Origin of the sequence: Burkholderia arboris, assembly GCF_902499125.1 — a bacterium.
Classification (GTDB): domain Bacteria; phylum Pseudomonadota; class Gammaproteobacteria; order Burkholderiales; family Burkholderiaceae; genus Burkholderia; species Burkholderia arboris.
On the sequence record NZ_CABVPX010000025.1, the window covers coordinates 100,786 to 113,008 of the forward strand.

Sequence of the window (12,223 nt, forward strand, 5' to 3'; positions counted from 1 at the left end):
GTCTCCGGTCAGAAGTCGCTATCGAGGCCGTCCTGGACCTGTTCGGCCGCACGCAGCACCGCACGCGCCTTGTTCTCGGTCTCTTGCCATTCGGATTCGGGCACCGAATCCGCGACGACGCCGGCCGCCGCTTGCACATACAGGTTGCCGTTGTGGATCAGGCCCGTGCGGATCGCGATCGCGAGATCCATCTCGCCCGAGAACGACAGGTAGCCGACCGCGCCGCCGTACAGCCCGCGCTTGACCGGTTCGAGCTCGTCGATCAGCTCCATCGCGCGCACCTTCGGCGCGCCGGACAGCGTGCCGGCCGGGAACGTCGCGCGCAGCACGTCGTAGTTTGTCATGCCGGGCTTCAGCTTGCCTTCGACCGAGCTGACGATGTGCTGCACGTGCGAGTACTTCTCGATCACCATCTTGTCGGTCACCTGCACCGAGCCGATTTCCGCGATGCGGCCGACGTCGTTGCGCGCGAGGTCGATCAGCATCACGTGCTCGGCGATTTCCTTCGGATCGTTGAGCAGCTCGGTCGCGAGCTCCGCATCGCGCTCGGGCGTGTTGCCGCGCGGGCGCGTGCCGGCGAGCGGACGGATCGTCACGATCTGGTCTTCGCCGCGCTTTTCCTGGCGCACCAGGATTTCCGGCGACGCGCCGACCACGTGGAAATCGCCGAAGTTGTAGTAGTACATGTACGGCGACGGGTTCAGCGAACGCAGCGCGCGATACAGCGACAGCGGATTGTCGCGATACGGCTTCGTCAGCCGCTGGCCGACCTGGATCTGCATCAGTTCGCCGGCCGCGATGTATTCCTTCGCCTGGCGTACGGCGGCCAGATAGTCGTCCTTCTTGAACTCGCGGAACGTCTCGGTGCGCACGCTCGCCGACGTGACGGGCGGCTGCACGGTCGTGCGCAGGCGCTGCTTCAGCTCACGCAGGCGGTGTTTCGCCTTCGCATACGCTTCGGGCTGGCCCGGGTCCGCGTAGATGATCAGGTACAGCTTGCCGGCGAGGTTGTCGATGACCGCGACTTCCTCGGTCAGCAGCAGCTGGATGTCGGGCAGGCCGAGATCGTCGCGCGGCGCGGTGTTCGCGAGCTTCTTCTCGATATAGCGCACCGCGTCGTAGCCGAAGTAGCCGGCGAGACCGCCGCAGAAGCGCGGCAGGCCCGGGCGCTGCGCGACCTTGAAGCGCCCCTGGAACGATTCGATGAACTGGAACGGGTCGCCGTCGTGCGTCTCGACGACCTGGCCGTCTCGCACGACTTCCGACACGCCGTTGCGGGTGCGCACGAGCGTACGGGCAGGCAGGCCGATGAACGAGTAGCGGCCGAAGCGTTCGCCGCCGACAACCGATTCGAGCAGGAACGAATTGGCGCCCGCGCGTTCGGGCTGGGCCAGCTTCAGGTAGAGGGACAGCGGCGTTTCGAGATCGGCGAGGGCTTCCGCGATCAGCGGGATGCGGTTGTAGCCTTCGTTCGCGAGCGATTGGAATTCGAGTTCGGTCATGTTCCGGTCCTGTTCGGGACGAGCGGCGCGTGCGCCAGGGATCACGTGACGCTGCGCGGGTTGCCGTCGGCGAAAGGGCGGTCGATCGAGAAGTGCCTGTTGCCGGCCGGCACTCCGGGCGTGAACGTCGCGAGCCTGCGGCCGATCCTGAACGCAAGCGTTCGGGCGCGGTGGAACTCGAGGTGGTGCGACGGTCGGCGCGCGGATGCGCAGCGAGATAAAAAACGGCGCTGAAGACGTGCTTCAGCGTACCTCATCGAAGAGGTTAGCGCGACCAGCGACGCCAGGGCCAGGCTCCCCGGTCGATGCTGCTCAGACTCCGTTTTTTATTCAGAAACATGCAGATGGAAGAAATAATCAGAGGGTTGGCCGGCCGGCGTTGTGCGCGGAAATGGCGCGAGCCGCGACCAGCAACGAATCGACTATACCATCCGAATTTATCGTTTGTATAGCTTTGCCGTGGTTGTAGCCATACGGCACCGTCAGCGTCGCCATCCCGGCCGCGCGGCCTGCCAGCGCATCGTTTTCCGAGTCGCCGATCGCGACCGCCGCGTCCGGTGCGACGCCGAGCGCATCGCAGGCCGTCAGCATCGGCAGCGGATCGGGCTTCTTGCGCGCGACGCTGTCGCCGCCCAGCACGACGCCGAAGCAGCCGGCCAGCCCGTATTGCTCAAGCAGTTCCACCGCGAAGCGGTGCGGCTTGTTCGTTACGCACGCGAGCCGGATGCCGGCCTCGCGCAGCGCGTCGAGCCCGGCTGCCACGTCCGGATAGAGGCGCGTGTGGCGGCCGTTGATCTTCGCGTATTCGGTCTGGTAGATCGCCAGCGCGTCGTCGAAGCGCGCATGCGCTTCGTCGGCCGGGAAGCGCGGCTTCAGCACGCTCTGGATCAGGTGCTCGGAGCCCTTGCCGACGTAGCCGATCACCTCGTCGCGCGACGTGGCCGGCACGCCGAGCTGCGCGAGCATTCCGTTCAGGCCGGCCGTGAAATCGTCGGCCGTGTCGACCATCGTGCCGTCGAGGTCGATCAGCGCCGCGTCGATGCGCGGTGCGGCGAAGCGGATCGGGGCGGCCCCGGCCGGCGCGTGGCCGGCGAACGACGATTCGGCCACGGCGTCAGCTCCGCTCGACGGTGGCGAGCGCGGCGCGCATCTCGTCGATCACCTTGCGATAGTCGGGCTTGCCGAAGATCGCCGAACCTGCGACGAACGTGTCGGCGCCGGCCGCCGCGATTTCCGCGATGTTGTCGGTCTTCACGCCGCCGTCGACTTCGAGCAGGATCTCGCGGCCCGTGCGCTCGGTGTACGCGTCGATGCGTGCACGTGCTTCGCGCAGCTTGTTCAGCGTCTCCGGAATGAACGACTGGCCGCCGAAGCCCGGGTTGACCGACATCAGCAGCACGAAGTCGAGGCGATCCATCACGTGGTCGAGATAGTTCAGCGGCGTGGCCGGGTTGAACACGAGGCCGGCCTTGCAGCCGTGGTCGCGGATCAGCGACAGCGTGCGGTCGATGTGATCCGAGCCTTCCGGGTGGAAGCTGATCAGGTTCGCACCGGCCTTCGCAAAATCGGGCACGATCCGGTCGACCGGGCGCACCATCAGGTGCACGTCGATCGGCACCTGCACGTGCGGGCGGATCGCCTCGCAGACGAGCGGGCCGATCGTCAGGTTCGGCACATAATGGTTGTCCATCACGTCGAAGTGGATCCAGTCGGCGCCGGCGGCGACCACGTTGCGGACTTCTTCGCCGAGCCGTGCGAAATCGGCCGACAGGATGCTGGGAGCGATGCGGAATTGAGTCATGACAGGGGACCGGGGACGGTGCGGCGCAAAACCGCCATTCTACCGTCCGGCGACCCGGTGCGCGGCGGCAGGCCGTGCGGTTGCGGCCCGATTGCGCATAGAATGCCGAACCAATGCGGCGCGCCCGCGGCCCGGCCGCTCGAGTCGGCGCGCGCGGTTACCTACAGCGGAAACACCATGAGTCAGTATCAGTTCACCGTTTCGGTGAAAACCAGCTACTTGCCGGAACAATCCGACCCCGATCACCGTCAATACGCATTCGCGTACACGCTGACCATCCGCAACACGGGGCAGGTCGCGGCGCAGCTGATCGCACGTCACTGGATCATCACGGACAGCGAAAGCCACGTGCAGGAAGTGAAGGGGCTCGGCGTCGTCGGGCACCAGCCGCTGCTGCAGCCGGGCGAGCACTTCGAATACACGAGCTGGGCCGTGATCGCGACGCCGGTCGGCACGATGCGGGGCGCCTACTTCTGCGTGGCGGAGGACGGCGAGCGTTTCGAGGCGCCGGTCGACGAGTTCGCACTGCACATGCCGCGCACGCTGCATTGAGCGTGCGAAGCGCGTCAGCGCGGCTGGCGGTCGTTGTTGCTGCGGGCGTGCTTCTTTCTGCCCGACGACGTCCACACGACGATGAAGATCAGCAGGGCGAGCGCTACGAAGGCTTCGAGCGCGAAGATGAGCATCGGATATTGGTCGAGAAAATCTGACATGGCGGTTTCCATCAAGAACGGACATTGTATGTGGTTTGGGCCCCGGTTGGCCGGGTGGGTGGCGGCGGCGGCTGCGGCGGCGCTGCTTGCCGCGTGCGGCAGCGCACCGACGCGGACGTCGTCGCTGAAGCCGCCGACCGGCGCGGCGATCGTGCCGGGGCAGATCGCCGCGAAGCGGCTCACGCCGGTCGCGTGGCAGCAGGTGCCGGGCTGGCAGGACGATGCGCTGATCGGTGCGACAGCCGCGTTGCGGCAGAACTGCGTGCGGCTCTCGCGCCAGCCGGCCTGGGCGCGCGCCTGCGCGGCTGCCGACCGGCTCGACGAGCTCGACGTCAGCAGCGCCCGCGCATTCTTCGAAACGTATTTCACGCCGTTCCAGCTCGCGAATACCGACGGGACGCTCGACGGGCTCGTGACCGGCTATTACGAGCCGCTGCTGCATGGTTCGCGCGTGCGCCGCGGCCCGTATCAGTACGCGCTCTATCGCTGGCCTTCCGGCTATCGCGCGGGCGCCGCGCTGCCGGTACGCGCGCAGCTTGAGCGCGCGGGCATCCTGAACGGCAACGAACTCGTGTGGGTCGACGACCCGATCGAGGCGTTCTTCCTGCAGGTGCAGGGCTCGGGGCGCGTGCTGCTCGACGACGGTTCGGTGATGCGGGTCGGCTTCGGCGGCACCAACAACCAGCCGTACCGTTCGATCGGCAAGTGGCTGCTCGATCGCGGCGAGCTGACGCCCGCCCAGGCGACGATGCAGGGCATCAAGGCGTGGGCGAAGGCGAACCCGACCCGTGTCGACACGTTGCTCGACACGAATCCGCGGTTCGTGTTCTTCCGCGACATGCCGACCAAGGAAGATGCGCCGCATGGCGGCGCGGACGGTCCGATCGGCGCGCTTGGCGTGCCGCTGACGCCGGAGCGTTCGATCGCGGTCGATCCGTCGTCGATTCCGCTCGGTACGCCCGTGTTCCTGCAGACCACGCGTCCGCTGACGAATACGCCGATGAACCGGCTCGTCTTTGCGCAGGATACGGGTTCGGCGATCAAGGGCGGCGTGCGGGCCGACTATTTCTGGGGGCTCGGCGACGACGCGGGCGACCAGGCCGGCCGGATGAAGCAGGTCGGCCGGATGTGGCTGCTGTTCCCGAATTCGTGATGCACGGCGGCTGTGTTGGCCGCCCGCGTGCCGCAGCGCAGGCGGTCGAAGTGCAGTAACTGACGTGATGCGACGGGGCCATGCCCGAAACGAAACAGCCCGACCGGTTTTGGCCGATCGGGCTGTTTTCATCGGGTGCGGCGGATTGGCTGGCTTCGCGCGGGCGATGCCGGGCGTCAGCCCTTGCGCTTGTCGACGACGCGGCGCGCCTTGCCGACCGAGCGCTCGATCCCGTTGACGGGCAGCACGTTGATCACGGCCGTCACGCCGATCAGCGACTTGATGTCGTACGCGAGCGCCTGTTTTGCCGCATGGATCGCCGCGGTATCGGGCGCGGTCTCGGGGCAAGGCTCGACGTTGAGCGTCAGCACGTCGAGCGGGCCTTCCTTCGTCAGCACGATCTGATAGTGCGGCGCGAGCGCACGCTGCTTGAGCAACTGCTCCTCGATTTGCGTCGGGAACACATTGACGCCGCGCACGATCATCATGTCGTCCGAACGGCCGGTGATCTTTTCCATCCGGCGCATCGTGCGGGCGGTGCCCGGCAACAGGCGCGTGAGGTCGCGGGTGCGGTAGCGGACGATCGGGAGCGCTTCCTTCGTCAGCGACGTGAACACGAGTTCGCCAAGTTCGCCGTCCGGCAGCACTTCGCCGGTTTCAGGATCGATGATTTCCGGATAGAAGTGGTCTTCCCAGATGGTCGGGCCGTCCTTGGTCTCGACGCATTCGGACGCGACGCCGGGGCCCATCACTTCGGACAGCCCGTAGATGTCGACGGCATCGATGCCCATGCGCTGTTCGATCGCGACGCGCATGTCGTTGGTCCACGGCTCCGCACCGAAGATGCCGATGCGCAGCGAACTCTGCACCGGGTCGAGGCCCTGACGTTCGATTTCATCGGCGATCGACAGCATGTAGCTCGGCGTGACCATGATGATGTCGGGCCGGAAATCCTGGATCAGTTGCACCTGCTTTTCGGTCTGGCCGCCGCCGAACGGGATCACGGTCAGCCCCGCGCGTTCGGCGCCGTAGTGCGCGCCGAGCCCGCCGGTGAACAGGCCATAGCCGTAGCTGATGTGCACCTTGTCGCCGCGGCGCGCACCGGCGGCGCGGACCGAGCGCGCGACCAGATTCGCCCACGTGTCGATGTCGCCGGCCGTATAGCCGACGACTGTCGGCTTGCCGGTCGTGCCCGATGACGCGTGGATGCGCGAGATCTGGTCCTGCGGCACCGCGAACATCCCGAACGGGTAGCTGTCGCGCAGGTCGCCTTTCGTCGTGAACGGGAAGCGCGACAGGTCGGCGAGCGTCTTCAGGTCGTCCGGGTGCACGCCCGCGTCGTCGAACTTTCGGCGATAGACGGGCGAGTGGTCATACGCATGCCGGAGCGACCACTTGAGGCGCTCGAGCTGCAGCGCGGTCAGCTCGTCGCGTGAGGCGGTCTCGATCGGCTCGAGCGGTAGCGGGGTAGTCATGCCTGTCTCCAGTGTTTGTTATGTGCGAGCCGTCGACGTCAGCGGTCTTCCGGGATGACCGTGCCCTTGATCTGGGCGGATTTGCCGCGAAACATCGCGACCGTTTCGCCCGTCTGATTCGTGACGCGGATGTCGTAGATGCCGTGGCGGCCGGCGCGCGCCTGTTCGATCGCCTCGGCCGTCAGCTCGTCACCGCCGTGCACCGGGCGCAGGAATTCGATCGAGCAGCCGGCCGCGACCGTATTCAGGTTGTACGAATTGCATGCGAATGCGAACGTCGAATCGGCGAGCGTGAAGATGATCCCGCCGTGGCAGGTCTGGTGTCCGTTCAGGAATTCGGGGCGCACGCGCATCTGCAAGCGGGCGTAGCCGGCGCGGACTTCGGCGATTTCCATGCCGAACGCGCGACTGCAGGCGTCGGCGTCGTACATGGCCTGCGCCGTGGCGCGGGCCAGCGAATCGGGATCGAGCGTGGCGGTGGCGTTCGTCATGTCAACGCCCCTCGAAGCGCGGCGCGCGCTTCTCGATGAATGCCCGCACGCCTTCCGCGTAGTCGTGCGACTGGCCGAGCTTGCGCTGAAGGTCGCGTTCCTGGTCGAGTTGCTGGTCGAGCGTGTTCGTGACGCTGTCGCGCATCGATTGCTTGATCGACGCGATCGCGAGCGTCGGCTGCTGCGCGAGCTGGGTAGCGAGCTGACGGACCGTCGCGACGAGCGCGTCGTCGTCGACCGCGCGCCAGATCAGGCCCCATTGCTCGGCCTGTTCGGCACCGAGCTTGTCGCCGGTCAGCGCGAGCCCCAGCGCGCGTGCCATGCCGACGCGTTGCGGCAGGAACCACGTGCCGCCTGAATCCGGTACGAGCCCGATCTTGACGAAGGCCTGGATGAAACTGCTCGAGCGGGCGGCGAACACGAGATCGCAGGCGAGTGCGAGATTCGCGCCGGCGCCGGCCGCCGTGCCGTTGACGGCGGCGATCACCGGAATGGGCAGGCGCTGCAGGCGGCGGATCAGTGGATTGAAGTGCTCGTCGATCAGCGTGCCGAGGTCGGTGGACGCGCCTGGCGTGAAGTCGAGATCGGCCAGGTCCTGGCCTGCGCAGAAGCCGCGCCCCGCACCCGTCAGAATCAGCGCGCGTGCGCCGGCTGCTTCGACTTCATCGAGCGCCGACTGCAGTTCGCGATGCATCGCCCGCGTGAAGCTGTTCAGCTTGTCGGGGCGGTTGAGGGTGATCGTGGCCACGCGCGCGGCCTGATCGATATCCAGCTGAATCGCCTGATAGGACATGCAGTGTCTCCTTCATGACTTCGTTATAGGCGCGCGGCGCGTCGGTTACACACGTTCGATCGCGATCGCGATGCCCTGGCCGACGCCGATGCACATCGTACAGAGCGCGAAGCGGCCGCCCGTACGCTCGAGTTGATGAAGCGCCGTGGTCACGAGCCGTGCGCCCGATGCGCCTAGCGGGTGACCCAGGGCAATGGCGCCGCCGTTCGGATTCACGCGCGGGTCGTCGTCGGCGACGCCCAGCATGCGCAGCACGGCGAGGCCCTGCGACGCGAATGCCTCGTTCAGCTCGATCACGTCGAACTGGTCGATGGTCATGCCGAGCTGGCGCAGCAGTTTCTGTGTGGCCGGCGCGGGGCCGATGCCCATCACGCGCGGCTCGACGCCGGCGGTTGCCATGCCGACGACACGCGCGCGACGGCGCAGGCCATACTGGTCGGCGGCCTGCGCATTGGCGAGCAGCAGCGCGCACGCGCCGTCGTTGACGCCCGATGCATTGCCGGCCGTGACCGAGCCGTCCGGTCGCACGACGCCCTTCAGCTTCGCGAGTGCTTCGAGCGACGTCTCGCGCGGGTGTTCGTCGCGCGACACGACGATGGCGTCGCCTTTCTTCTGCGGAATCGTGACCGCGACGATTTCGTCGGCCAGCGTGCCGTCCTGCTGTGCCCGCGCGGCTTTCTGCTGGCTGCGCAGTGCGAACAGGTCCTGGTCGGCACGGCTGATGTTGTGGTCGACCGCGACGTTCTCGGCCGTTTCCGGCATCGAGTCGACGCCGTACAGCTGTTTCATCAGCGGATTGACGAAGCGCCACCCGATCGTCGTATCGAAGATGTCGGCCTGGCGTGCGAATGCGCTCGCGGCCTTGCCCATCACGAACGGCGCGCGCGTCATGCTCTCGACGCCACCCGCGATCATCAGGCGCGCTTCACCCGCCTTGATCGCGCGCGCGGCCGTGCCGACCGCGTCCATCCCGGAGCCGCACAGCCGGTTCAGCGTCGTGCCCGGCACGTCGGTCGGCAGGCCCGCGAGCAGCGCCGACATGCGCGCGACGTTACGGTTGTCCTCGCCGGCCTGGTTCGCGCAGCCGTAGATCACGTCGTCGATCGCCGCCCAGTCGACGTTCCGGTTGCGCTCGATCAGCGCCTTGAGCGGCACCGCGCCGAGGTCGTCGGCGCGGACGTCTTTCAGGGCGCCGCCGTAGCGGCCGATGGGGGTGCGAATCGCGTCGCAGATGTAGGCGTCTGTCATGGGCGTATCGATGAGCAACGAACCCGCCGGGTGGCGGATTCGTTCATGGTAGAGAACGTGGCGGCGTTTGCACGTCGGCCATTCGGGTTATGCCGTCTGGCCAGCTTCCACCGGGACTGCCTTCGGGGCAACATGGACGCGGCTTTGCACCACACGGAACCGGTTGGCGACGAACGCCGGGTCGGCTAGCGCCGCGTTGGCCGCCGGGTTTGCACCGGTGCCGTGGAAATCGGAGAACGCGGCCGACTGGTTGACGAATACGCCACCCGTCAGGTTGATCGACAGCGCGACACCGCCGCGCACCGCTGCGTCGTGTGCAGCGTCGACGATTGCGTCGTCGGTGCTGTAGACGGAGAGGGTCAGCGCGCCATGTTCTGCCGCGACTTCACCGGCGAGATCGAGCGACTGCGCTGTCGAATCGGTCGCGATCACGAACGAGATCGGGCCGAACCACTCCTGCGTGAATTTCGCGCGGTCGGCCACGTCGAGTTGCAGCACGAGCGGTGTGCGCACGCGGGCATCGGGGAAGGCCGGGTGCTGGAGCGTCAGGCTGTCGGCGAGCACGCGACCGAGCTTGCGCGCGTCGTCGATGCGCGCGGACACGCCTTCGTTCTGGATCGCGCCGATCAGCTCGACCGAGCGTGCCGGGTCGCCGGTGAGCTTTTGCACGGCAACCGCGATGGCTTGTGCGACTTCGTCGAAGCTCGCACGGCCGTCAGCCGTGCGGATGCCGTCGCGGGGCACGTAGATGTTTTGCGGGGCCGTACACATCTGGCCGGAGTACAGCGCCAGCGAGAACGCGATGTTCTTGGCGGCGGCCTTCAGGTCGTCGGTCGAGTCGATCACGATCTGGTTGACGCCTGCCTTCTCGGTGTAGACCTGTGCCTGATGGGCATGGCGTTCGAGCCACGTGCCGTTCTGCGTGCTGCCGGTGAAGTCGATCAGCTTGATCTCGGGGCGCAGCGCGAGATCCTGGACGAGGGCGCCGTCGTTGGGTTCGGTCGCGAGGAGCGTGACGACGTTCGGGTCGAATCCGGCTTCGCGCAGCACGTCGCGGGCGATCCGGACCGTGATGGCGAGCGGCAGGATCGCGCCCGGATGCGGTTTGACGATCACGGTATTACCGGTTGCCAGGTCGGCGAACAGGCCCGGGTAGCCGTTCCAGGTCGGGAACGTGCAGCAGCCGAGCACGAGGCCGGTGCCGCGCGGCACGATCGTATAGCGCTTGTGCATCGCGAGCGGCGGGTTCTTGCCTTGCGGTTTTTCCCAGTGCGCATCGGCCGGGATGCGGCGCAGTTCGTCCCATGCATAGGCGACCGCCTCGAGCGCGCGGTCCTGCGCGTGCGGGCCGCCGGCCTGGAACGCCATCATGAAGGCCTGCCCGGTGGTGTGCATCACGCTGTAGGCGATTTCGAAGCTCGCACGATTCAGGCGCGCGAGGATTTCGAGGCTGACACCGACCCAGGCGCTCGGGCCGGCTTCGCGCCACGTGCGTTGCGCGGCCGCTGCGGCAGCGATCAGCGCGTCGGGCGTCGACTTCGGATACTGGATGCCCAGGGCGATGCCATACGGCGAGCGCTCTGCGCCGATCGTTTCACCGGACGCCGGCTGGTCGAGCACGAAGGTCTTGTCGAGGTGCGACTTGAACGCGGCTTCGCCGTCTGCGCTTGCGCTTTCCCCGTACACTTTGGGACTCGGCATTTCGGCGAACGGGCTCCAGTACCCGCGGCTCTCGATGGCGGCGAGTGCGTGCTTCAGCGTGTCTTCGTGCTTCGTGAACAGTGCATGGGTCATGGCGGCAGCCTGATGAACGTTGAGAGGGATCGGATCGATTAATTAACCGACCGGTTGGTCGGAGAATGGTAGCATCAAACTATTCGCATGTGCGAGGCGTTTCTCATTTCATTGATCGAGGAGAAATAGATGGCTTACGAGAACATCCTGGTGGAGACCCGGGGGCGTGTCGGTCTGGTGACGCTGAACCGTCCGAAGGCGCTGAATGCGCTGAACGATGCGCTGATGGACGAGTTGGGTGCTGCGCTGAAGGCGTTCGATGCGGATGACGGCATCGGCGCGATCGTCGTGACCGGGAGCGAGAAGGCGTTCGCTGCGGGCGCGGATATCGGCATGATGGCGACCTACTCCTATATGGATGTTTACCGGAGCGACTACATCACGCGCAACTGGGAGACGGTCCGCGAGATCCGCAAGCCGATCATTGCTGCGGTATCGGGCTTTGCCCTGGGTGGCGGCTGCGAACTCGCGATGATGTGCGACATCATCTTCGCGGCGGACACGGCCAAGTTCGGCCAACCGGAAATCAAGCTGGGCGTCATGCCGGGCGCAGGCGGTACGCAACGTCTGCCGCGTGCGGTGTCGAAGGCGAAGGCGATGGACATGTGCCTGACCGCGCGCTTCATGGACGCCGCCGAGGCCGAGCGTGCAGGACTCGTGTCGCGGGTGCTGCCGGCCGACAAGCTGCTCGACGAGGCGATTGCCGCTGCGACGACGATCGCCGAGTTTTCGCTGCCGGCGGTCATGATGGTCAAGGAGTCGGTGAACCGGGCGTACGAGACGACGCTGGCCGAGGGCGTTCACTTCGAGCGCCGGCTGTTCCATTCGCTGTTCGCGACCGAAGACCAGAAGGAAGGGATGGCGGCATTCGTCGAGAAGCGGAAGCCGGAGTTCAAGCACCGTTGATTGTGCGGTGTGGCGGCAGGCGCCTGGCGATTGGTTGGCGGCGGTTGCCAGCATGATCGCCGGGCCCGTCGAGCCCCAAGCCCCCGTGCGCGTGAGCGCACGGGGGCTTTTTCAAATTTCTTCACAAAGGGGCTTGCGTAGATCGGGGCAGATGCTTAGAATCACGCCTCTTTCGCGCTAACGGAAACGCGGCGCGGGAGGAAGGGAAGCGGTGCTGTTGGGGCTGGGTAGTAGCGGTCTCGGTGGTACAGGAAGTTGAGCCCCGCAGTTGCAACGATGTAGTAAAAAAGTTGTTGACGAGCTGCGAAACACGGTTCATAATCTCGCTTCTCTGCTGCTGAAAACGC

Annotated in this window: 12 protein-coding genes; 3 read left to right on the forward strand and 9 right to left on the reverse strand. The window is 66.4% G+C overall.

Annotated features, from left to right (window positions below):
* Positions 1-8: 8 nt before the first annotated feature.
* From trpE to rpe, 3 genes are all read right to left on the reverse strand, one after another.
* A complete protein-coding gene (gene trpE / locus BLA15945_RS26795) occupies positions 9-1,502 on the reverse strand; it encodes an anthranilate synthase component I (protein ID WP_174993796.1) in 1,494 nt (497 codons plus the stop codon).
* A 357-nt stretch (positions 1,503-1,859) separates the two neighbouring features.
* Entirely contained in the window at positions 1,860-2,612 is a 753-nt protein-coding gene (locus BLA15945_RS26800) for a phosphoglycolate phosphatase (protein WP_059236359.1), read from the reverse strand.
* A 4-nt stretch (positions 2,613-2,616) separates the two neighbouring features.
* Entirely contained in the window at positions 2,617-3,303 is a 687-nt protein-coding gene (gene rpe, locus BLA15945_RS26805) for a ribulose-phosphate 3-epimerase (RefSeq protein WP_011883156.1), read from the reverse strand.
* A gap of 177 nt (positions 3,304-3,480) precedes the next feature.
* Between rpe and apaG the strand changes: the two genes are divergently transcribed.
* Both apaG and mltA read left to right on the forward strand, forming a co-directional pair.
* Positions 3,481-3,855, forward strand: a complete 375-nt coding sequence (gene apaG / locus BLA15945_RS26810) for a Co2+/Mg2+ efflux protein ApaG (protein ID WP_006477037.1) — start codon at positions 3,481-3,483, stop codon at positions 3,853-3,855.
* 81 nt (positions 3,856-3,936) lie between these two features.
* Positions 3,937-5,169, forward strand: a complete 1,233-nt coding sequence (gene mltA, locus BLA15945_RS26815; protein WP_174993797.1) for a murein transglycosylase A — start codon at positions 3,937-3,939, stop codon at positions 5,167-5,169.
* Between the two features lie 176 nt (positions 5,170-5,345).
* Here mltA and paaK read toward each other — a convergent pair whose 3' ends face one another.
* From paaK to paaN, 5 genes are all read right to left on the reverse strand, one after another.
* Entirely contained in the window at positions 5,346-6,644 is a 1,299-nt protein-coding gene (paaK, locus tag BLA15945_RS26820) for a phenylacetate--CoA ligase PaaK (protein ID WP_174993798.1), read from the reverse strand.
* A gap of 38 nt (positions 6,645-6,682) precedes the next feature.
* On the reverse strand, positions 6,683-7,135 hold the full coding sequence (paaI, locus tag BLA15945_RS26825) for a hydroxyphenylacetyl-CoA thioesterase PaaI (protein WP_174993799.1): 453 nt from the start codon (positions 7,133-7,135) through the stop codon (positions 6,683-6,685).
* A gap of 1 nt (position 7,136) precedes the next feature.
* Entirely contained in the window at positions 7,137-7,928 is a 792-nt protein-coding gene (gene paaG / locus BLA15945_RS26830; RefSeq protein WP_059236353.1) for a 2-(1,2-epoxy-1,2-dihydrophenyl)acetyl-CoA isomerase PaaG, read from the reverse strand.
* Between the two features lie 45 nt (positions 7,929-7,973).
* Positions 7,974-9,176 (reverse strand): 3-oxoadipyl-CoA thiolase, encoded by a 1,203-nt coding sequence (gene pcaF, locus BLA15945_RS26835; protein WP_174993800.1) that lies wholly within the window; start codon positions 9,174-9,176, stop codon positions 7,974-7,976.
* Positions 9,177-9,263: 87 nt separating this feature from the next.
* Positions 9,264-10,970, reverse strand: a complete 1,707-nt coding sequence (gene paaN, locus BLA15945_RS26840; RefSeq protein ID WP_174993801.1) for a phenylacetic acid degradation protein PaaN — start codon at positions 10,968-10,970, stop codon at positions 9,264-9,266.
* 129 nt (positions 10,971-11,099) lie between these two features.
* Between paaN and BLA15945_RS26845 the strand changes: the two genes are divergently transcribed.
* Positions 11,100-11,876 carry an enoyl-CoA hydratase gene (locus tag BLA15945_RS26845; RefSeq protein WP_174993802.1) on the forward strand — a complete coding sequence of 259 codons (777 nt, stop codon included), beginning with the start codon at positions 11,100-11,102 and terminating at the stop codon, positions 11,874-11,876.
* Positions 11,877-12,037: 161 nt separating this feature from the next.
* Here BLA15945_RS26845 and BLA15945_RS26850 read toward each other — a convergent pair.
* A partial coding sequence (locus BLA15945_RS26850) for a hypothetical protein (RefSeq protein ID WP_217468170.1) occupies positions 12,038-12,223 on the reverse strand: 186 nt, incomplete at its 5' end.

Bases quoted from the DNA above. Each gene is read 5' to 3' on its own strand.
- trpE (WP_174993796.1), bottom strand. From the start codon at position 1,502: ATGACCGAACTCGAATTCCAATCGCTCGCGAACGAAGGCTACAACCGC.
- rpe (WP_011883156.1), bottom strand. From the start codon at position 3,303: ATGACTCAATTCCGCATCGCTCCCAGCATCCTGTCGGCCGATTTCGCA.
- apaG (WP_006477037.1), top strand. From the start codon at position 3,481: ATGAGTCAGTATCAGTTCACCGTTTCGGTGAAAACCAGCTACTTGCCG.
- mltA (WP_174993797.1), top strand. From the start codon at position 3,937: ATGAAGATCAGCAGGGCGAGCGCTACGAAGGCTTCGAGCGCGAAGATG.
- paaK (WP_174993798.1), bottom strand. From the start codon at position 6,644: ATGACTACCCCGCTACCGCTCGAGCCGATCGAGACCGCCTCACGCGAC.
- paaI (WP_174993799.1), bottom strand. From the start codon at position 7,135: ATGACGAACGCCACCGCCACGCTCGATCCCGATTCGCTGGCCCGCGCC.
- paaG (WP_059236353.1), bottom strand. From the start codon at position 7,928: ATGTCCTATCAGGCGATTCAGCTGGATATCGATCAGGCCGCGCGCGTG.
- pcaF (WP_174993800.1), bottom strand. From the start codon at position 9,176: ATGACAGACGCCTACATCTGCGACGCGATTCGCACCCCCATCGGCCGC.
- paaN (WP_174993801.1), bottom strand. From the start codon at position 10,970: ATGACCCATGCACTGTTCACGAAGCACGAAGACACGCTGAAGCACGCA.
- BLA15945_RS26845 (WP_174993802.1), top strand. From the start codon at position 11,100: ATGGCTTACGAGAACATCCTGGTGGAGACCCGGGGGCGTGTCGGTCTG.